This window comes from Actinoplanes sp. NPDC049118, from assembly GCF_040648555.1.
Taxonomy (GTDB): domain Bacteria; phylum Actinomycetota; class Actinomycetes; order Mycobacteriales; family Micromonosporaceae; genus Actinoplanes.
On record NZ_JBEZDY010000018.1, the window covers coordinates 71317 to 91783 of the forward strand.

A 20467-nucleotide genomic window follows, 5' to 3' on the forward strand; every position below is an offset into this window, starting at 1 on the left:
TGGGGTCCCGATGCATCTGATCGAGCTGTCCGAGGAAACCGCCGGCATGGCGGCCCTGGCCGGTGGCAAGGCGGCCGGCCTGGGCGAGCTGATCCGGCAGGGCGAACGGGTGCCGCCGGGCTTCTGCGTCACCACCGAGGCGTACCGCCTCGGCGTCCTTCCCGAGGCTGAGATCCTCGCCGCGTACGCGCGGCTCGGCGCGGGTCCGGTGGCGGTGCGCTCCAGCGCGACCGCCGAGGACCTGCCGGACGCGAGCTTCGCCGGGCAGCACGACACCGTCCTCGGGGTGACCGGCGCCGCCGACCTGCTCGCCGCGATCTCCAGGTGCTGGGAATCGCTGCACAGCGCCCGTGCGGTCGCCTACCGCGACGCACACGACATCGATCATGAATCGGTGCTGATGTCGGTCATCGTGCAGCGGATGGTCGACGCCGAGACGGCGGGCGTGCTGTTCACCGCGAACCCGCTCACCGGCAGCCGCGCCGAGATGATGGTCGACGCCGCGCCGGGGCCCGGCACCGCCGTGGTGGAGGGCGCCGCCGATGTGGATCACTATGTCCTCGGCGCGGGGGCGCCGGCCGCCGGCGGGTGCGTGCCGCCGGGGCGGCTGGCGGAGCTGAGGGCGCTGGGGGAGCGGCTGCAGGATCGCGCCGGCGCCCCGCAGGACGTCGAGTGGGCGATCGACCGGGACGGCACGCTCTGGCTGCTGCAGTCGCGGCCGATCACCACCCTGTTCCCGCTGCCGCCGGAGAGCGACAGGCCGCAGCCCCGCGTCTACTTCGAGTTCGGCCACGTGCAGGGCATGCTGCAGCCGGTCACCCCGATGGGCATGTCCACCCTGAAGGTCCAGGTGGCGGGGATGCTCGCGGCGCTCGGCGTCCGGGCCGAGATCGTCGACATCGGCGGGCGCCTCTACGGCGACCTCACCGACCTGGCGCGCCACCCGGCCGGGCACAAGCGGCTGGTCAAGCTCATGGCGGTCGACTTCGGTCCCCGGGCGCAGGCGGCGATGGAGCACGTCCTGGCCGATCCGCGATTCGCGCCGCACCGGGACGGCACGCCCCGCGGGCAGGGTGCGGCCGCGCCGTCGCTGCGGACGGCCGTACGCGCGGTCCGCGGGATCGTCGGCAGCCTGGCCCGGCCGGACGCGGCGCGGACCCGCGTGTTCGGGGCGATCGAGCGGCTGCGGCTCGCGTCGGCCGCCCCCGGCGATCTGTGCGGTGCCGCCGACCGGCTGCGGTTCGTCCGGGCGCGGGGCGCGGCGGACGGCGCCGACGACCTCACCTGGCCGATCGTGGCCGGCATGATCTCCGCCGCGCTGCCGGGGCAGCTGCTCCGGGGCGTCGCCACCCCGGACGAGATCCACACCGTCCTGGGCGGGATGCCGCACAACGTCACCATCGAGATGGACCTCGCGCTGTGGCGGCTCGCGGGGCGCGCCGGTGAGTACCGCGAGCTGCTGCTCGGCACGCCGCCGGACGAGCTCGCCGCCCGGTACCGGGCCGGTACGCTCCCGGATCTCGGCCTGGCCGGGTTCCTCGAGGCGTACGGCCATCGCGGCATCGCCGAGGTCGACCTCGGCGTGCCGCGCTGGGACGAGGACCCGGCGCCGGTCTTCGCCATGATCGCGAACTGTCTCCGGGTCACGGACCCCGAGCAGGCACCGGACCGGCGCTTCGAACGGGCGGCCGAGGCCGCCGAGGCCGCCCTCGGCGACCTCGTCGTGCGGGCCCGGCGTCGCCGGCCGGTGCGCGGCCGGATCGCCGGATTCCTGCTACACCGGGCCCGCTCGCTGGCGGGCCTGCGGGAGGCGGGCAAGTTCGCGGGCCTGTATCCGCTGCGCGAGATGCGACGGCAGCTCCTGCTCGTCGGCGCCGAGTTGGCCGCCGCCGGGCGCTTGGAGCGGGCCGACGACATCATGTTCGTGACGCTCGACGAGGCGGACTCCGCCGTGGACGCCGGCGCCGACCTGCGGGAGATCGTCGCCGGGCGAAGGGCGGTGCACCGGCGGGAGCTGCGTCGCCGTGCGGTGCCGGTGGCGCTGCTGTCCGACGGCACCGACGTCGAGACCGTGCTGCCGGCGACGTCCGAACCGGACGGCGCGCTGCGCGGCGTCGGCGCGTCGTCGGGCCGCGTGACCGGACCCGCCCGGGTCGTGCACGACCCGGCCACCGCCCGGATCGAACCGGGCGACATCCTGGTCGCGGCGACCACGGATCCCGGCTGGACCCCGCTGTTCCTCACCGCCGGCGCGCTGGTGACGGAGACGGGCGCGGTCATGGCACACGGGCCGACGGTCGCCCGGGAGTACGGCATCCCGGCGGTGATCTGCGTACCCGGCGCCACCGAGAAGATCACTACCGGGCAGCTCGTCACGGTGGACGGTGCGGCCGGAACCGTCACGCCGGTCTCCGCCTGAGCGGCCGGGCGGACGGTGGCGCCGGCGTCCTCAATGGCCGGTTCGGGTCCCGGTGCCATGCCCGGCGCCGCGGGCCCAGCCCGGAGACCTCCCGCTGAGGTTACTCGCTGGCGCGGACCGGTAACCGTGCGATAGCATTAGCACCCTTTTGTTATAACATCACACGTTTTGATGGCGCGGCCCGACGAGGGAAGCGCCGTCATTTCAACTCTCCTGTTTTCCGGACATTCGGCGCCCAGAAGGAGATCTACCGAGTCCGGGCCCCTGGCTCTGTCCGCTATCGGCGTGACTGGGCCGAAAGCAAGGGCACGGACCCTCACCGGTCGGCTTGCCCAACTCGAGGAGGCCTCGTGAACGCTCGACCGCATGCCGTGTGCGCGATCGTCGGCTATGACGGATCTCCGGAGGCGAGCGCCGTGATCGACGTCGGCGCGGCGCTGTTCCCGCAGGCCCGCGTCTGGATGACACACATGTGGAGCCCGCCGTTCGCCAGCGAGACCCTGCGCCGGCGGCTGTGGGCCGGCACCGGGCATGTCGACGACTTCGTCGACGCCATCGAGCGTGAGGGCGAACGGGAGGCCGCCCGCATCGCCGGTGTCGGCGTCACGCTCGCCAAGGCCGCCGGGTGGGACGCGGAGCCGCTGGTCCGGCGCATCTACGGCGGCGAGGGCCTGGAGTTCGCGCAGCTCGCCGAGAAGTACGATCCGGACCTGGTGCTGCTCGGCTCCCGCGGGCTGGGCGGCACCAGCGCGGCCCTGGGCAGCGTCTCCGACGTGGCCGCGCACTACACGCCTCGGCCCGTGCTGGTCGCACCGCACCCGATGCTGATCGCCGAGCAGGAGGCGCTTCCCGCCGGCCCGGTGCTGGTCGGCTGGGACGGGTCCCTGGGCGCCGAGGCCGCGTACGGCACCGCCGTGCGCCTGTTCCCGGCAAGGGAGGTGCTGCTCGTGCACGTGGAGCAGGCCGGCGGGGAGCCGCACCCCGGCGTCGCGGAGGACGGCGGCCGCGAGGTCGTCACGGTGCGGGCCGGCCACCGGCACGGGCGCTCGGCGCACGCCGTCGCCGAGGCGCTGGCCGGCACGGCCCGGAAACGCGGCGCCGCGCTGCTGGTCGTCGGTACCCAGGGTCGTTCGATGGTCCGGGAGATGCTGATCGGCAGCGTCACGATGGGAACGCTTCACCTCGCACACCGGCCGGTCATGGTCGTGCCCAGGCGCGATCCCACGTCCACATAGCCGCCGGGGCGGCCGGTCCGGAAATGCGAACGGCCGGTCCGATTCGGACCGGCTCGGGGCGATGACTCCTGGCGATCGTGAACCGGTTCAGGGCCTCATCGGGGGTGCGGGGACGGACGACCGCACACAAACTCCGGCGACCGGACGCGGCGCGGGCGGGGAATTCGGCCGTTCGGGCCCGATCGCCGCCTCTGGCGGCAGGGCTAATGTCGCCGGCATTCCCGCGCCCCGGCCGACCGGCCGGGACCTTGCCGCGGTCTCCCGCGGACCTTGATCCGGCGTTCGGGCCGACGTCGGTAAAGACGCAGGCAGCCCAGGGAATGCCGTTGCGATTCAGCCCCGCGGAATTCGCAACGGCACCGGCAGCCGTTAACCCGTCAGCGCTTGCTGTGGAAGGCTTCGACGATCGAGCTCGGGATGCGACCCCGCTCGGACACCTCGTAGCCGTTCTTGGCGGCCCATTCCCGGATCGCCTGGTTCTGCTCGCGGTTCGTCCGGGCGGGCGCGGCAGCCGTGCCCCGGGAGGCGATGCGGCCGCCGGCGCCGCTGCGGCCGACCCGGGAAGCGACCGCGAGGTACGGGTCCAGCGCCTTACGCAGCTTCCCCGTGTTCTTCTCAGAAAGGTCGATGGTGTAGCTCACGCCATCGAGGCCGAATTCGATGGTGCGGTCCGCTTCGCTGCCGTCGATGTCATCGGTCAGCAGGGTGACGATCGTCTTTGCCATGGTGTGGTCGCTCCCGAAAGGCTGCGCAGTGAGGCATCAGGTGAATGCCTGCATTCGTACTACCATAGCCGCTCTGTTGAACGTCCCGACAGGCGCGGTGGAATGCGCGAGGAAACCCCCGAGTCAGATCCCGCGATATCGCACATCAGTCACGAAGGCATTGCATTAGGTGCCCGTTGGGCGGCGCCCCGGTCGGTGCGCCGCCGCGGCCGGGGTGCGAAGACGAGTCAATTCCAGCATTCCGAGCACCGGTCGGCCGGCTCCCGATCCGTCAGAGTTATTTGGCGCGGCGGTCACGGCAACAGGAGGTTCACGTCGCCGAACTCGTGCCACAGGTATCCCGCGTCGAGCGCCGCCGCGTAGCAGCGCTCCAGCAACGGCGTCCCCGCAACCGCCGCGAGCATGTCGAGATGCGAGGCCCGCGGCTCGTGGAAGCCGGTCAGCAGCCCGTCGACCACCCGCAGGCCCCGCTCCGGGGTGACCACCAGATCGGTCCAGCCGTGAGCCTGGCCGGCCCCGGCGCTCTCCAGCGCGCGCACCGCGGTCGTGCCGACCGCGATCACCCGGCCACCGTCGGCCCTGGCCCGCTCGACGACCCGCGCGGTGCCCGGCGGCACCGCGAAACGCTCCGGGTACGGCCGCTCGTGCGTCTCCGGCGAGGCCACCCCGGTGTGCAGCAGCACGGGTACGACGCTGACGCCCGCGACGACGAGCCGGGTCACCATGGCGTGCGTGAACGGCCTCCCGGCGCTCGGCATCTCGGCGCTGCCGGGGTGCACGCCGAACACGGTCTGGTAGTAGGCGAGCGGCCAGGAACGCCGCACGTAGCCATACCGGATCGGCCTGCCGTGCGCGTACAGGAGATCGGGAACGGACGCCGCGCCGGCGGTGTCGACGTCGGCGCGCCACAGCCGGCCGGCCGAGTACCGCTCGCGCAGCGTCACCGCGCCGCCGCCGGGCAGCGGATACCGCCGCCCCTCGGCACCGTCCGCATAGGGCGCGGTGGCCTTGCCGCTTCGCCGGCGCAGCTCGACCAGCCACGATCCGTCGTCGCTCTCGGTCGAGAAGTGGACGGTCAGTGGGCCGCAGGCGACCGGCACCGCCGCCGGCAGGGTGGCCGAGGTGTTGACGACCAGCACGTCGCCGGCGCGCAGCAGCGCCGGCAGCTCGGCGAACCGGTGATGCCGCACGGTCCCGCCGGCCCGCTCGCCCACCAGCAGGCGTACCCCGTCGCGGGCCCGTCCCCGCGCCTCCGGCGGCTCGTGCGCCTCGAGGGCGGGCGGCAGCGCGAAGTCGAGCAGCGCCGTCACCGGCCCGCCCCGGTGAGCAGGTCGGTGAGCCGGACGCGCCCCGACGGCGGCGCGTCGCCGAGCAGCCGCCGGAACGCGGGCACCACCGTCGCGGGCAGCGGCCGGTCGCTGATGTCCGCTCCGGGGAAGGCCTCCTGGTGCATCCGGGTGCGCAGGTCGCCGGGATCCACCCACCACACCCGCAGCGCCGGCTCCTCCGCGGCGAGGACCCGGCTGGCCTGCTCGATCGCCGCCTTCGCCGAGCCGTACCCGCCCCAGCCCGGGTAGGGCTCGACGGCCGCGTCCGAGGTGATGTTGACGACCGCGCCGCGGCGGGCCCGGAGCAGCGGCAGCGCGAGCTGGATCAGGGCGAGCGGCGCGACCACGTTCACCTCGTACACCTCGCGCAGCGCGCCGAGCGGGTAGGCCGCCAGCGGCGGTTGCGGGCTGGGCCCCAGGATGCCGGCGTTGTTGACCAGCAGGTCGAGCCCGCCGAGCCGGTCGGCCGCGGCGACCAGGGCGTGCCGGTGCGCGGCGTCGGTGACGTCGCCGGGTACGGCGACGACCCGGCCCACGCCGAGCTCCGCCACCGCGGCGGCCAGTTCGCCGGCGCCCCGGGCGTCGACGACGAGCTGCCAGCCGGCTTCGGCCAGCCCGGCGGTGAGCGCGAGCCCGAGCCCGCGGGACGCGCCGGTGATGATCGCGACAGGCATCGCTGATCTCCCTTCCACGCCGTCGACGCTAGGTCCGCGCGGGCCCGTCGCCATCGGGCCGAGGTCCGCCCGGGTACCCGCCCTTGGACCTAGGTCCCGCGCCCGATCCGGGGCACGGCGCCGGGTGGGTACGGTGCAGGGGTGACCGGCTGCGGCCGCGCCGAGCTGCGCGAGGTGAGTGAGGCGGTGCTGGCCGTCACCGCCCGGCTGTCGGTGCACGATGTACTGCAGACGATCGTCGCGTCCGCCCGGCGGCTTCTCAGCGCCCGGTACGCGGCGCTGGGCGTCCCCGGTCCCGACGAGACGTTCGCCGAGTTCATCACCGACGGCATCAGCGACGAGCGGTCACGCGCGATCGGCCCGCTGCCCCGCCAGCACGGCCTGCTCGGCGCGATGCTGCACGACCGCAACCCGGTCCGGCTGGCCGACGTGCGGTCCCATCCGCGCTTCGGCTGGTGGCCCGCCGCCCATCCGGTGCTCACCGACTTCCTCGGCATGCCCATCCTGCACGGCGACGAGATCCTCGGCACCCTGTTCCTCGCCAACAAGCGGACGCCGGGCGGTTTCACGGCGGCCGACGAGGAACTGCTGCGGCTGCTCGCGGCGCACGCCGCGATCGCCCTGGTCAACGCCCGCCTGTACGAATGCAGCCGCGAGCTGTCCATCGTGGCCGAGCGTAACCGGATCGCCCGCGAGCTGCACGACGCGGTGACCCAGAAGTTGTTCAGCCTCCGCCTGACCGCCGACGCCGCGGCGGTGCTGGTCACCCGGGACGCGGCGCGGGCGGCGGCCGAGCTGGACACGGTGCGCCGCCTGGCCGCGGAGGCCACCGAGGAGCTGCGGGCGATCGTGGTCGGCCTGCGCCCGGTGGACCTGGCCGGGGACGGGCTGGACACGGCGCTGCGCAAGCAGACGGACCTGCTCGACCGGGTGCACCCGCCCGCGGTGCGGTTCGCCGGCGGCCCGGTGCCGCGCCTGCCGGCCGTACGTGAGGAGGCGGCGTACCGGATCGCGCAGGAGGCCATGCACAACGCGCTGCGCCACGCCGGGCCGGGCCGGGTCACGGTGTCCGTGCGCACGGGTGACGGATCGGTCGTGCTGGAGGTGACCGACGACGGCCGGGGATTCGACCCGCTGACGCCGACCCGCCAGTTCGGCCTGGCGTCGATGCGGGAACGGGCCCGCGCCGCCGGTGGCCGGCTCGAGGTGCTCTCCCGGCCGGGCGCGGGCACGACGGTGCGCCTGGTGGTGCCCGCCGATGGCTGAGCCGATCCGGGTGCTGGTGGTCGACGACCATCCGGTCGTCCGGCAGGGCCTGCGCACGTTCCTCGACCTGCAGGACGGCCTGTCCGTGGTCGGCGAGGCGGCCGACGGCGCCGGCGCGGTGGCCGAGGCGGAGCGGGTGCGCCCCGACGTGGTCCTTCTCGACCTGCGGATGCCCGGCGCCGACGGCGTGGTGGCGCTGCACGGCCTGCGCTCGTCGGGCAGCGCCGCGCGGGTCCTGATCATCACCAGCTTCACCGAGCCGGCCGCCGTGCTGCCGGCGCTGCGGGCGGGCGCCGCCGGCTGCGTGTACAAGGACATCGACCCGCCCGCGCTCGCGGCGGCGATCCGGGCCGTGCACGCGGGCCACGTCCTGTTGCACCCCGACGTCGCGCGGCTGCTCGCCGAGGGCGAGACCCGGCGGGCCGGCGCGCACCTGACCGGGCGGGAGCACGAGGTGCTGGCCGCCATCGCGCGGGGCCGCGCGAACCGGGAGATCGCCCGGGAGCTCGGGCTGTCGGAGAAGACCGTCAAGACCCACGTCAGCGCGATCCTCGCCAAGCTCGGCGTGCAGGACCGCACGCAGGCCGCGCTGCATGCCGTACGCGCCGGAATCGTCGACGCCTGACCCGGGATGCCCGATCGGCGTGACAAGCCGGAAACTGTTGACACGCGGATAGTGACCGTTAACATCGTGAATTACATAGACGGGCATCGTTACGTTGCGCCCGTGCCGAGCGTGGACACGCCAACCGGCAGCCCGGCGGCAACGCACGCGAAGGACGCCACCTTCACGTCCGTCCACGACCCATACGGAGCACCGATGAACTCCACCGTGCACAGAGATCCGCGCCGGCGCGGGCGTACCGCGCTGCTGGCCGCCGCCACGATGGCGGTGGCCGCCGCGGGCGTCGCCGCCGGCGGCACGCAGGCCTCCGCCGCCGCCTGCGGCGCGCTGTCCTACCAGGCCGACGCGACGCTCAGCGGCAGCACCTGGACCGCCCGCCGCGGCGGCACGACGGTATACACCGGCACCGACATGCGCGCGGCCGTCCAGGCCGCCATCAGCAGCCTCCCGGCCCGCACCTCGAAGCAGAACGTGCTGGTCCGCGGCTCCGGCTCGATCAGCGCCAACTCCCGGATCTCGCTGCCCAGCTACACGCTGCTGGACGTCTGCGGCACCATCAACGTCACCGGCTCGGGCTCGGGAGACCAGGCGCCCGTCTACTCCCGCGGCACCCGCGACGTCGAGGTCGCCCACCTCAACGTCACCGGGGCGCCGCTCTACGGCATCTTCCTGCGCAGCGTGTCCAACGTGATCCTCGGCCAGATCGACATGCGGCTCTCCGGCGGCCTCGGCGTCCGCATCGACAACTACGGCGACACGAGCGTGATGTCGAGGAACATCCGCCTCGACAACGCCTACGTGTCCGGGGCCCGTTCGCACGCCGTGGAGACCTACGGCGTCGACGGCATCGCCATCGGCACCGTCACGGCCCGCAACGTCGGCGAGTCCGGCCTGCTGCTCAACCAGACGATCAACGCGACCGTCGGCACGGTCGACGCGGAGAACGCGGGCACCGGCACCGGCTACGCGGCGTTCCGCATGGCCAACCGCAACGGCCGCGTCGGCAGTGGCTATCCGACGAACATCCGGGTGGGCACCGTCAAGGCGCGCGGCGGCGGCCGCGGCGTCTTCTGCGTCTCGGAGAGCGGCGGGGCGACCATCGACAACGTGGACATCGCCAACACCGGCAACAACTCGGTGCTGGTGGAGAACTGCCACAACGTCGTCATCGCCGGCGGCTCCGGAACCATCAGCGGCGGCGGCGAGGTGCGCATCTCCTCGCGCACCGAGTTCGCGCCGTCGTCGGACATCCGGTTCCAGAACCTGCGGGTCACCAACACCAACATTCGGTGGAGCCCGTGCACCGGCACGAACAACACCATCAGCAACGTCACCCGGACCAACTCGACGCTGACCTGGTGCTGACCTGAGCGGTCGTGGCGGCGGCCCGGTGCGCCGGCCGCCACCACGCGAACGCCCAACTTTCGCAAACAGCACGTAACATGCGTGAGATGGATCGGCGTGCGACGATCTACGACGTCGCCCGCGAGGCGGGGGTGGCGGCCTCCACCGTGTCGCGGGCCTACGCCCGACCGGGACGGGTCAACGCCGACACGGCACAGCGGATCTTCCGGGCGGCGGAGTTGCTCGGCTACCGCTCCGGCCGGTCCGAGGGCCGGCGCCGCGGCGACCGGACCGTGCGGGAATCCATCGCCCTGGTCATCGCCGACGTCACCAACCCGTTCTACGGCGACATCATCAAGGGCGGCTACGAGGCCGCGCGCGAGGCGGGCTATCAGCTCATCCTGTCGCACACCAACGAGTCACCGGAGGTCGAGCGGCAGACCATCGAGCGCGAGCTCGAGCAGGTCGACGGCATCGTCATCGCCAGTTCCCGGATGACCGACTCGGCGCTGCGGATGATGGTCAAGCAGAAGCCCCTGGTGCTGCTCAACCGGATCATTCCCGAGGCGAGCTGCGTGGTGAACGACAACCAGCGCGGAATCCGGCGGGCCGCGGAACACCTCGGCGCCCTCGGCCACGAACGGATCTTCTACGTGGCGGGACCGGAGACCAGCTGGTCGGACGGGATCCGCTGGCGGGCCCTGCGCGAGGCGGCGGCCGAGCTCGAGCTGGAGGCGCGGCGCATCGGCCCGAACGAGCCCACCGTCCTGGCCGGCCTGAGCGCGGCGCGCCGGGTGGCCCGGGCCGGCGCGACGGCGGTGCTGGCCTACAACGATCCCCTCGCCATCGGTGTGATGAAGGGCCTGCGCAAGCTGGGCTTCGCCGTTCCGGAGCACGTCAGCGTCGTGGGATTCGACAACATCATCTTCGACGAGCTGGTCGAGCCGGCGTTGACCACCATCGCGTCGCCGCTGTACCGGATGGGCTTCACCGGGGTGCGGAACTGCATCGCGATGGCGCAGGGCGCCCGCACCAGCGGCGCGCCGCTGGTGCTGCCGGTCCGCCTGGTGCTGCGGCAGTCGACCGCCGTGTGCCGCCGGCAGCGGAGCTCACCCTAGGGAGTCGGTTCCAGGGCGGCCCGGGCCCACTCCAGCGAGATGCGGTGCGACTCACGCTTCGACCCGACGCTCGGCTCGTCCACCTCGATCATGAAGTCGCCGTCGTAGCCGGCCGGAACGGCCGCCAGCACCGCGTCGAGGTCGACCACGCCGAGGCCCGGCTCCGCCCACAGCCGCCCGGTGCCCTGCACCTCGTGGTAGCTCATGCCGGTACGGCTCGCCGGTGGCAGGAAGTCGGCGAAGCAGTCCTTGAGATGGATGCCGCCGATCCGGTCGGCGTAGCGGCGGATGAACGGCGCCGGGTCGATGCCGGCCCACCGCAGGTGCCCGGTGTCCGGCCCGAACCCGATGACGCCGGGGCCCAGGTCGTCGAGCAGCCGGACGATCTCGCTCTCGGTCTCGAAGACGCCGCCGACGTGTGAGTGGTGCAGCGGCCGCAGCCCCTCGGCCCGCAGCGCCCGGCACACCGTTCCGCAGCCGTCGATCGCGCGGGCCAGCCGGTCCGCGTCGAAACCGGCGCCGACCGCCGGCTCGGCCATCCGGGCCGGCAGGGCCATCGAGGAGATCATCGTACGGTCGAGGCCCAGCGCCACCTGCGTTGCGGCGAAACGCCGGGCCCGCTCCACCTCCCGGGCCAGCTCGACGGTCTCGTCGAACGGCGAGCTGAAGAGGCCGATCGACGGCGCGAGGCCGTATCCGGCGATCCATTCGGCGTACGCGGCGGGGCTCATGTCGTCCGGAACGTCGGCCTTCACGGCGGTGAAGCCGACGTCCCGCAGGTCGCGGAACGCCTCCTCGAACACCTCCCGGGTCTTGCCGGCCCGGCTCCAGTAGGGGATCGGGTTGGCGGCGATGCGGTTCATCGCAGCGTCACCGGCCGCCCGGTGCGGGCGGACTCGTACGCACCGGTGATGACGGCGACCGATCGCCGGTTGGTCTCCAGATCGACCCGCAGCCGTTCGGTGCCGTCGAGGGCGCCGAGGAAGTTCAGGTACTGCAGCCGGTGCGCGTCCGACAGCAGCCCCGGGTCGCTGCCCGCGGTCGGCACGGCCCGGGTGTACGTGGTGCCCGTCGGCAGCTCCTCCGGATCGGACCCCGGGGCGGTGGCGTGCAGGAAGGCCAGCCGGTCGTTGTCGATGACCGCGGAGCCGCGGTCCCCGTGCACCTGTACGCGCGCGCTGAGCCCCGGGTACGCCGCGGTCGTGGCGTGCAGCACGCCGAGCGCGCCGCTGTCGAACCGCACCACGCCCACCGCCACGTCCTCCACCTCGATCCGCTCGTGCGCCAGCGTGCCGGTGTACGCGAACACCTCCACCGGCCGGCCGAGCGCCGCGACCAGCAGGTCGACGGTGTGTACGCCCTGGTTCATCAGCGCGCCGCCGCCGTCGAGGTCCCAGGTGCCGCGCCAGGACCCGGAGTCGTAGTAGCTCTGCCCGCGCCACCAGTCGATCGAGGCGATGCCGGAGGTGATCCGCCCGAGCTCGCCTCGGTCGATGGCCGCGAGCGTGGCCTCGGTCGCCGGGTCGAAGCGGTGCTGGGAGACGACGGTCACCAGCGTGCCGGCCTTCTCCCGCGCCTCGATGATCTCGTCGATGCGGGCCACCGTCGTCTCGGCGGGCTTCTCGACGACGACGTGCTTGCCGGCGTCGAGGGCCTCGATCGCCATCTCGCCGTGGCGCCCGGTGGGGCTGCACACCACGACCACGTCGATGTCCACACCACACAGCGCCTCGGTCAGCGACGGGAACGCCCGGGCGCCGTGCCCGGCGGCGAGCCGCTCGGCGCGCCCCATCTCGACGTCGGCCACCGCGACCAGCGCGATCCGCCCCGGCAACCCGCCGATGACCCGGCCATGGTGCGCCCCGATAACCCCCGCACCCACGACAACAGCCTTCCAAACTCCGCTCTTGCCACCGCCTCCGCTTGGCGCTCCGGCGATGTCATGAGTTTTGGACTGAGTTGATGATTCGCTCGCAAGCTCGCTCATGCGTACTCGATCCCCTCGGTCTTGAGCATGTCGGTGAAGGACCGCCACGCGGTGCGGAACAGTTCGGGGCCGGAGAATCCGCCGGTGGCCGTCCCGGCGCTCAGGTGCGGTTCGAGCGAGAAGAACCCGTCGAACCCGTCGTGGTGCAGCGCCCGGATGGTGCGCGCGACCTCGCCGTCGCCCGCACCCGCGGGCACGACGCCGCCGTCCGCGGCCCGCGCGTCCTTGATCTGCACGTACGCCACGTGCGGGCGCAGGACGGCGTACCCGTCCGTGTACGGCCGGACACCCACCTGGACGAAGTTGGCCGGGTCCCAGGCGAGCCGCAGATGCGGCGAGTCGACGGACCGGACGACGTCGAGGCACCGGCCGGGCACGTCGCCGTAGATCTGCTTCTCGTTCTCGTGCAGCAGGACGAGATCCGCCTCCTCCGCCACCCGGGCCAGCGCCCGCATCCGGTCGATCACCTCCTCCCGGTGCCCGGCCGGGTCGGCGCCCGGGCGCAGGAAGAAGGAGAAGATCCGGACGTACGGCGCCGCGAAGAGGTGCGCGACGTCCGCGGCGTGCCGCATGCGGTCGAGGTGCGGCGCGAAGTCCTCGTCGATGAAGATCTTGCCGATCGGCGAGCCGATGCTTGAGACCTCGAGGTCGTGCGCCGCCAGCGTCCGCCGCATGTCGCCCAGCCGGCCGGGATCGAGGTCGAGGATGTTGACACCCCAGGCGCTGCGCAGCTCGGCGTACCTCAGGCCGAGCTCCGCCGCCGTCCGGCACTGCTCGGTGAAGTCCGGCGATATCTCGTCGATGAATCCGGAGAGGGTCCACATCGGCGGGCGTCCTTTCGTGCGTCGGCCGTTCCGGTGCGCCGGGCGTGGCGGCCCGGCCCTACTTGACGCCGCCGGCCGTCAGGCCGCCGACCAGGTAACGCTGGAAGATCAGGTACAGCACCACGACCGGCGCCGCGGTGACCAGCGCGGCCGCCATGACCTGGGAGTACACCGGCAGCGCGCCGCCCTCCTGGGTCGCGCCGAACGTGGACAGCGCGACCGCGGCGGTCTGCGTCTGCGGCCGGGTGAGCACGGACGCGAACAGCACGTCGTTCCAGCCCAGCAGGAACGCGAAGATGCCCGACACCACGACCGCCGGCAGGCTCAGCGGGAAGATGATCCGGAACAGGATGACGAGGGTGGACGCGCCGTCCGCGCGGGCCGCCTCCTCCAGTTCCCGCGGCAGCCCGCGCAGGTAGGTGACCATCACCCAGGTCGAGAACGGCAACGCGAAGGTCAGGTACGCGATGAACAGGCCCCAGCGGCTGCCGACCATCGCGATGCCGAGATAGTTGCCCGCGGAGGAGAACAGCACGAATACCGGCAGCAGCATCAGCGTGCCCGGGATGCTCTGCAGCCCGACCAGGCCGCGCAGGATGGTCAGCCGCCCGGTGAACGTGTAGCGCACCAGCACGTACGCGGTGACGGTGCCGAGCAGCGCCGACGCGGCCGCGGTGAACGCGCAGACGATGAGGCTGTTGACGAGGCCGGTGGCGAGGTTCGCGGTGGTCCAGATCCGCCGGTAGCTCTCCAGGGAGAACGTGCTGGGCCAGAACTCGCCCTCGGCCACGCCGATGTCGGTGTTCAGAGACGCGAGCAGGATGTAGGAGGTCGGGACCAGGACCATCGCGCACAGCACGACGGTGACGGCCATGAGCAGCGGCCCCGGCAGCAGCCGGTGCGCCTCGCCGACGGCCGTGCGCTTGCTTCTGCGCCTGCGCGTGGTCGCGGTCATCTCCGGCCTCCGTCCTCGTGCACGTCCAGCCGCAGCGCACGCAGGTAGGCGAACAGGGGGATGGCGATGAGCAGCAGCGACACGATCGCCATGGCCGCGCTGAGCCCGAACCGCAGGCTCTGGAAGCTGGTGACGTAGACGATCATCGGCATGACGTTGACGCTGTCCGGAGCGGGCGCACCGAACAGGACGAACGGCAGCGTGAAGTTGTTGATGTGGCTGAGGGTGGCCAGCAGGCACGCGAGCAGGACCGGGCCCCGCAGGTACGGCAGGATCACGTGCAGCAGCTTGGGCCACCAGTCGGCACCGTCGATGGCGGACGCCTCGTGTACCTCGCCGTCGACACCCTGCAGGCCGGCCAGCGCCATCAGGTAGATGAACGGCCACGCCGCCCAGATCTCCACCAGGATCAGCGTCCAGTAGGACGCCGGCCCGGACAGCCACAGCCCGCCCGTGACACCGACCTCGGCGAGCAGGGTGTTGACGATGCCGTCGGGCTGCAGCATGGTCCGCCACACGGTGGCGACGACGAAGGACGGGAGCACGTAGGGGATCAGGAACACCGCCCGGACCAGGCCCCGGCCCCGGAATCTGTTCTGGGTGGCGACCGCGGCGGCCACGCCGAACGGGACGGTCGCGACCGTGGAGACGACGGCGAAGGAGACACTGATCCACATCGAGCGCGGCAGGCCGGACCCGAACGCCTCGACGTAGTTCTGCAACCCGATGAACGGCGCCTCCAGCCACCGGCGCAGCGTGTACTGGTCGAGGTCGATCAGGGAGATGTAGACGGCCAGCAGCAGCGGGATGACGATGATCACCGTCATGAGCAACCCGCCCGGGGTGAGCAGCCAGAGCGGGCGCTGCCGTTCGGTCACGCCGCGGCGGCGTCTCTCCCGGGTCGCGGCGCGGTCGCCGGTCATGACCGGCTACTTCGCCCGGTCCAGCGCCGACTGGGCGGCCTTCTGCGCCGCGGCCAGCCGGCTGTCGAGCTGCGCGTCGCTGAGCGATCCGCCGGACAGGTCGGGTATCGACTGCACCACCACGTTGGTCAGGGCCAGCTGGATGTCGGCCCAGGCTCCGGTGAACGGGGTGGCCACCGACTTCTGTGCCGCCTCGGCCACGGGACCCAGCTTCTCCTGGGACCCGAGCGTCCGCAGCGCGGCGGCGTTGGCGGGCAGATTGCCGAGCTTGCGGTAGTAGTCGAGCTGGGCGTCCTGGTCGGTGATCAGCTTGACCAGCTGGAACGCCAGATCCTTGTTCTTGGAGTAGTCGGCGACCAGCAGGTTGTCGCCGGACAGGATGCTTGCGGCCTCCACCCCGTTCGCCGGCCGGGCGGTGGCGCCGGGCGGCACCGTCGGCAGCAGCGCGAAGGACCACTTGCCCTGGACCGCGCCCTCGTCCAGCGCCTTGGCGCCCGTGGCCGAGGTCAGCGCGACGTATCCGGTCCTGCCCTTGGCGAACGCCGCGATGGCCTGCGAGTTCGACCACCCGACGGCGGCCGGATCGACCACCTTGTCGGTGGTCAGCCAGCCGAAGTACGTCTGGTACGCCTTCTTGACGGCCGGGTCCTGCAGCCGCGCGGTCTTCCCGTCCACCAGCGGGTTGCCGGCCTGCATCGACATGCCCCAGACGAACTTCCACGGGTCGAAGTTGTCCTTGTAGGCCACCGCCAGGCCGTACTGGTCGCCCTTGGTGAGCCGCTTGGCCTGCCGGGCCAGCTCGTCCCAGGTGGTCGCCGGCGCGGCGATGCCGGCGGCCTTCAGCAGTTCGGTGTTGTACGCCATGACGAACGGCCGGCTGACCCACGGGACGCCGATCTGGTTCCGGTCGTCCGGTCCGGAGATGCCCAGCGTGGCCGGCACGAACTTGTCCTTGCCGCCGATCTTCGCCCACTCCTCGTCGCCCAGCTTCACGAACGCGCCGGTCGAGTACGCGGTGGGGGTCAGGGTCGTGCCGACCGCGTACACGTCCGGACCGGTACCCGACACCACCGATGTCTGGATCTTCGTCAGCTCCTCGTTCGCGCTGGCGAAGGTCTCGAACCGCACGGTCGAGCCGGTCTGCGCCTTGAACCGGTCGCTGATCGACTTCTTCCAGGCCTGGAAATCCTGCGGGTACTGCGTGTTGGCGCCGATCAGCACGTTGAGCGTCTTACCGTCGCCGCCCGCCTCGTCGCCGCCGCAGGCGGCGAGGGCGGCCGTGAGCGCGGCCGCACCGGCCAGCGCCACCACCGCACGCGTTCTTCTCAGACCCATCGTCGTTCTCCCTCGGCATTGAAGAGTTACGAGATGGCTACGCCCGGGCATCGACGCACGTAAAGAAATTGCCAGTTGTTGCTGCGCGGCGCGGGCAACAGGTGGCAACCGCTTGCCGGGTCGGGGTGACGCCACGAGGCTTCGGCCATGGCCACCCTGACCGTGCACCCCGACCGGCTGCTGCCCGCCGAGCCCGGGGTGCGAGACGTCGCCCGCCGCCTGTACGCCGCGGTCCGGGAGCTGCCGATCGTCTCGCCGCACGGCCACGTCGACCCGCGGATCCTGCTGGACGACGCGCCGTTCGCGGACCCGGTGAGCCTGTTCGTCCAGCCGGACCACTACGTGACGCGGCTGCTGCACGCGGGCGGCGTGCGGCTCGACCGGCTCGGCGCCGGCGCGGGGCCGCTGCCCGAGGAGCGGGCCCGCGAGGCCTGGCGGCTGCTGTGCCGCAACTGGCACCTGCTGCGCGGCACCCCGGTGCGGTACTGGCTGGACCATGAGCTGGCCGAGATGTTCGGCGTGCGGGACCGGCCGGCCGCGGACAACGCCGACGCGCTCTACGACCGGATCGCGGAGCAGCTCGCCGGCGCCGGGCACCGGCCGCGCGCGCTGCTGCGGCGCTTCGGCATCGAGGTCCTGGCGACCACCGACGATCCCGCCGACGATCTCGAGGCGCACGCCCGGCTCGCCCGCGATCCGGGGATCGGGGCGCGGGTCATACCGACGTTCCGGCCGGACCGCTATCTCGAGCCGGCCCGGCCGGGCTGGGCCGATGCGGTCGGGCGGCTGGGCGCCGCGGCCGGGACCGAGGTCGGCGACTACGGCGGATACGTGGCGGCGCTGGAGCGGCGCCGCCGGTTCTTCGCCCGGCGCGGCGCGGTGTCGGCGGATCACGGCCATGCCGATGCGGTCGCGGCGCCGCTCGAGCGGGCGGAGGCGGAACGGATCTACCGGTGGGCGCTGGCAGGGGAGGCCTCCGAGGCCGAGGCCACCGCGTTCCGGCGTCACATGATCATGGAGATGGCGCGGATGTCCTGCGACGACGGGCTGGTCATGACGCTGCACCCGGGGGTGCGCCGCAACCATCATCCGGACACCTTCGCCCGGTACGGCGCGGACGCGGGCGCCGACATACCCGTCGCCACGGAGTACACCGACGCGCTGCGCCCGCTGCTCGCCCGCTTCGGCACCCACCCGAACCTGCACCTGGTGCTGTTCACCGTGGACCCCGGCGCGTTCGCCCGCGAGATCGCCCCGCTGGCCGGCTTCTACCCGTCGGTGTACGCCGGCGCACCCTGGTGGTTCCTCGACAGCCCGGCGCTGATCCGTCGCTACCAGGAGTCCGTCACCGAGATCGCCGGGTTCGCCCGCATGTCCGGGTTCATCGACGACACCCGCGCCTTCTGCTCGATACCGGCCCGGCACGACATGGCCCGCCGCCTCGACGCCGGGTTCCTCGCCGGGCTGGTCGCCGCGCACCGGCTCGACGAGGACGAGGCCCTGGAGACCGTCACCGGCCTGGTCGCGGATCAGCCGCGCCGGGTGTTCAAGCTGTGACGCCGCGGCGCGGCGTCCGGCCGCCGGTGCGCATGGTCCACCTCGGACTGGGCGGCTTCTTCCGCGCACACCAGGCCTGGTACACCGGTGCGGCGCCGGACGCCGCGTGGTGGGGGATCGCCGCGTTCACCGGACGGTCCCGCGCGCTCGCCGACCGGCTGAGCCGCCAGGACGGGCTGTACACGCTTGTCGTCCGCGGCCGGGAACGCGACGAGACGTCCGTACAGCGGGCGGTGTCGGAGGCGCTGCCCGGCACCGACGTGGCGGCCTGGTGCGAGCGCCTGGCCCGCCCGGGGGTCGCCGTGGTGACGCTGACCGTCACGGAGGCGGCGTACCGGCGGGACCGCGACGGCGGCCTGGACCTCGACGACCCGGATGTGCGCGCGGACCTCGCCGCGGTCCGCGCCGGCGCCGCGGCGCGCACCGTGCCGGGCCGGCTCGTGGCGGGCCTGGCCGCCCGGCGGGCGTCCGGTGCCGGGCCGCTGGCCGTGGTCCCGTGCGACAACCTGCCCGGCAACGGCTCGGTCGCCGCCCGCGTCGTCACCGACCTCGCCGAGGCCGTCGACCCGGCGCTGGCCGGGTGGATCCGCGGGCAGGTCAGCTTCGTGAGCACCATGGTGGACCGCATCACCCCCGGCACCACCGCGGCGGACGTCCGCCTGGTCGCCGAGCGGACGGGCTGGCGGGACGCGGTGCCGGTGGTCACCGAGCCGTTCACCGAGTGGGTGCTCAGCGGCGCGTTCCCGGCCGGCCGGCCCGCGTGGGAGGCCGCGGGGGCGCGGTTCGTCGACGACGTGCACCCGTACGAGACGCGCAAGCTGCTGCTGCTCAACGGCGGGCACAGCCTGCTGGCGTACGCGGGGAGCGCGCGCGGCCACCGCACCGTCGCGGAGGCCGTCGCCGACCCGGTGTGCCGCGACTGGCTGGACCGGTGGTGGGACGAGGCGGCGCGGTACGTGCCGCTGCCCACCGCCGGCGTGGCGGCCTACCGGGCGGCGCTGCTGGGGCGTTTCACGAACCCGCGGATCCGGCACACGCTGGCGCAGATCGCCGCGGACGGCTCGCAGAAGGTGCCCGTCCGCGTCCTGCCGGTGCTGCGCGGGGAGCGGAGCGCCGGCCGGCTGCCCGCCGGGGCGGTACGGATCCTGGCGGCCTGGATCGGCCACCTACGCGGCATCGGCGCACCGGTGAACGACGCCGGCGCCGGCCCGTACCGGGCGCGAGCGGGATCGGCGCGCGACGTGCTCGCCCTGCTCGCGCCGGACCTGGCCGGCGACACGGATCTGATCAGTGCGATCGACGATGCGTCGCGCACCGACGACCGCTCGACCTCAGGATGACGGTGACACGCTGTCGAGGTCCTGAAGCTGCTGGGCCAGGTGGTTGTTCAGGGCCGCCTGGTAGCTCTCCGCGAGCTGGCCGAGGCGCTCGATCTCGTCCAGCAGCGCCGCCCGCTTGGCGCCCAGGCTGTTCATCGCCTCGGTGTGGTTGCGACGGGCGTCACCCTCGATGGTGCCGGCCTTGAGCTGCGCGTCGCTGGTGATCTGCAGCGACTTGTCCTGTGCGTCGGCGAGCAGCGCCTCCGACTCCTGACGGGCGTCGCGCATGTGGTCGTCGGCGGTGCGCTGCGCCATCATCAGGACCCGGGCGTTGCGGTCCTCGCCCTCGGGGGACAGCGACGGGCCGGACGGGACGGAGTTGCGGGCCTGCTCGAGCCGGGCCTGCACGCTGCGCGCGTTCTGCTCGGCCCGGGCGCGGGCCTCCTGCATGCGCTCGAGTTGCGCGCTGAGGTCGGAGAACTCGGCGTTGAGCGCCGCCGACGCGGCCGGGCCGGCGCCGGTGGAGCCGCCGCGCTGCACCTGGCCGTGCAGGGCGTTGTTCTCCTCCAGAAGGCGGGTCAACTCCTGCTCGAGCTCGTCCAGGAACGCGTCGACCTCCTCCTCGTCGTATCCGCGCTTGCCTATCGGCGGCTTCTTGAAGGCCATGTTGTGGATGTCGGCCGGCGTTAACGGCATCGTGCTCCTCGGATCAGCGGGCGTGCGGGCATGCGGCCGGAATCCTACGCAACATCCTCGGGCGGCGGGCGCTGGTGCGTCGCAGGCGAGTCGTTACCGATGTCACTTCTGCCGGTCCGGCGGGTCGCCGTGCCGGA

At 73.0% G+C, this 20467-nt stretch carries 18 protein-coding genes; 8 read left to right on the top strand and 10 right to left on the bottom strand.

From position 1 onward, the window contains the following. Positions 1-10: 10 nt before the first annotated feature. Together AB0B58_RS27085 and AB0B58_RS27090 are read left to right on the top strand one after the other, a co-directional pair. Positions 11-2419, top strand: a complete 2409-nt coding sequence (locus AB0B58_RS27085) for a PEP/pyruvate-binding domain-containing protein (RefSeq protein WP_360229196.1) — start codon at positions 11-13, stop codon at positions 2417-2419. Positions 2420-2769: 350 nt separating this feature from the next. After that, the gene (locus AB0B58_RS27090) at positions 2770-3654 is read left to right on the top strand and encodes a universal stress protein (protein ID WP_360229199.1); all 885 of its coding nucleotides are present in this window, start codon (positions 2770-2772) and stop codon (positions 3652-3654) included. A 377-nt stretch (positions 3655-4031) separates the two neighbouring features. Here AB0B58_RS27090 and AB0B58_RS27095 read toward each other — a convergent pair whose 3' ends face one another. The 3 genes from AB0B58_RS27095 to AB0B58_RS27105 all read right to left on the bottom strand — a co-directional run bounded on the left by AB0B58_RS27095 (position 4032) and on the right by AB0B58_RS27105 (position 6381). Continuing rightward, positions 4032-4379, bottom strand: a complete 348-nt coding sequence (locus AB0B58_RS27095) for an Lsr2 family protein (protein ID WP_360229202.1) — start codon at positions 4377-4379, stop codon at positions 4032-4034. 293 nt (positions 4380-4672) lie between these two features. After that, positions 4673-5689: an S-adenosylmethionine:tRNA ribosyltransferase-isomerase gene (locus AB0B58_RS27100; protein WP_360229205.1), complete on the bottom strand. Its 1017-nt coding sequence runs from the start codon at positions 5687-5689 to the stop codon at positions 4673-4675. After that, the gene (locus tag AB0B58_RS27105; RefSeq protein WP_360229208.1) at positions 5686-6381 is read right to left on the bottom strand and encodes an SDR family oxidoreductase; all 696 of its coding nucleotides are present in this window, start codon (positions 6379-6381) and stop codon (positions 5686-5688) included. The genes AB0B58_RS27100 and AB0B58_RS27105 overlap by 4 nt, the downstream gene beginning before the upstream one ends. A 141-nt stretch (positions 6382-6522) precedes the next feature. Here AB0B58_RS27105 and AB0B58_RS27110 point away from each other — a divergent pair, with 141 nt between their 5' ends. From AB0B58_RS27110 to AB0B58_RS27125, 4 genes are all read left to right on the top strand, one after another. Beyond that, entirely contained in the window at positions 6523-7647 is a 1125-nt protein-coding gene (locus AB0B58_RS27110; RefSeq protein WP_360229210.1) for a GAF domain-containing sensor histidine kinase, read from the top strand. Then, complete coding sequence (locus tag AB0B58_RS27115; RefSeq protein ID WP_360229213.1) at positions 7640-8272, top strand: response regulator transcription factor; 633 nt, start codon at positions 7640-7642, stop codon at positions 8270-8272. The genes AB0B58_RS27110 and AB0B58_RS27115 overlap by 8 nt, the downstream gene beginning before the upstream one ends. Before the next feature lie 195 nt (positions 8273-8467). Further along, complete coding sequence (locus AB0B58_RS27120) at positions 8468-9637, top strand: hypothetical protein (protein ID WP_360229216.1); 1170 nt, start codon at positions 8468-8470, stop codon at positions 9635-9637. A gap of 86 nt (positions 9638-9723) precedes the next feature. Next, positions 9724-10734 carry a LacI family DNA-binding transcriptional regulator gene (locus tag AB0B58_RS27125; RefSeq protein ID WP_360229218.1) on the top strand — a complete coding sequence of 337 codons (1011 nt, stop codon included), beginning with the start codon at positions 9724-9726 and terminating at the stop codon, positions 10732-10734. Here AB0B58_RS27125 and AB0B58_RS27130 read toward each other — a convergent pair. From AB0B58_RS27130 to AB0B58_RS27155, 6 genes are all read right to left on the bottom strand, one after another. Then, positions 10731-11597, bottom strand: coding sequence for a sugar phosphate isomerase/epimerase (locus AB0B58_RS27130; protein WP_360229220.1), 867 nt, complete (start codon positions 11595-11597; stop codon positions 10731-10733). The genes AB0B58_RS27125 and AB0B58_RS27130 overlap by 4 nt on opposite strands. Beyond that, positions 11594-12616: a Gfo/Idh/MocA family oxidoreductase gene (locus AB0B58_RS27135; RefSeq protein WP_360229222.1), complete on the bottom strand. Its 1023-nt coding sequence runs from the start codon at positions 12614-12616 to the stop codon at positions 11594-11596. Before AB0B58_RS27135 ends, AB0B58_RS27130 begins: the two co-directional genes overlap by 4 nt. Positions 12617-12717: 101 nt before the next feature. Continuing rightward, positions 12718-13545 carry a sugar phosphate isomerase/epimerase family protein gene (locus AB0B58_RS27140; protein ID WP_360229224.1) on the bottom strand — a complete coding sequence of 276 codons (828 nt, stop codon included), beginning with the start codon at positions 13543-13545 and terminating at the stop codon, positions 12718-12720. Between the two features lie 58 nt (positions 13546-13603). Beyond that, the gene (locus tag AB0B58_RS27145) at positions 13604-14500 is read right to left on the bottom strand and encodes a carbohydrate ABC transporter permease (RefSeq protein ID WP_360229226.1); all 897 of its coding nucleotides are present in this window, start codon (positions 14498-14500) and stop codon (positions 13604-13606) included. After that, positions 14497-15423, bottom strand: coding sequence for a sugar ABC transporter permease (locus AB0B58_RS27150; protein ID WP_360229228.1), 927 nt, complete (start codon positions 15421-15423; stop codon positions 14497-14499). The genes AB0B58_RS27145 and AB0B58_RS27150 overlap by 4 nt, the downstream gene beginning before the upstream one ends. A gap of 6 nt (positions 15424-15429) precedes the next feature. Further along, positions 15430-16758 (bottom strand): extracellular solute-binding protein, encoded by a 1329-nt coding sequence (locus tag AB0B58_RS27155; protein ID WP_360229230.1) that lies wholly within the window; start codon positions 16756-16758, stop codon positions 15430-15432. Between the two features lie 147 nt (positions 16759-16905). Here AB0B58_RS27155 and uxaC point away from each other — a divergent pair, with 147 nt between their 5' ends. Continuing rightward, positions 16906-18315, top strand: coding sequence for a glucuronate isomerase (gene uxaC / locus AB0B58_RS27160; protein ID WP_360229232.1), 1410 nt, complete (start codon positions 16906-16908; stop codon positions 18313-18315). Next, positions 18312-19655 (top strand): mannitol dehydrogenase family protein, encoded by a 1344-nt coding sequence (locus tag AB0B58_RS27165; protein ID WP_360229233.1) that lies wholly within the window; start codon positions 18312-18314, stop codon positions 19653-19655. The genes uxaC and AB0B58_RS27165 overlap by 4 nt, the downstream gene beginning before the upstream one ends. Here the strand turns inward: AB0B58_RS27165 and AB0B58_RS27170 are convergent. Beyond that, the gene (locus AB0B58_RS27170) at positions 19647-20330 is read right to left on the bottom strand and encodes a DivIVA domain-containing protein (protein WP_360229234.1); all 684 of its coding nucleotides are present in this window, start codon (positions 20328-20330) and stop codon (positions 19647-19649) included. The two genes, AB0B58_RS27165 and AB0B58_RS27170, sit on opposite strands and share 9 nt — an antisense overlap. Positions 20331-20467 lie beyond the last annotated feature (137 nt).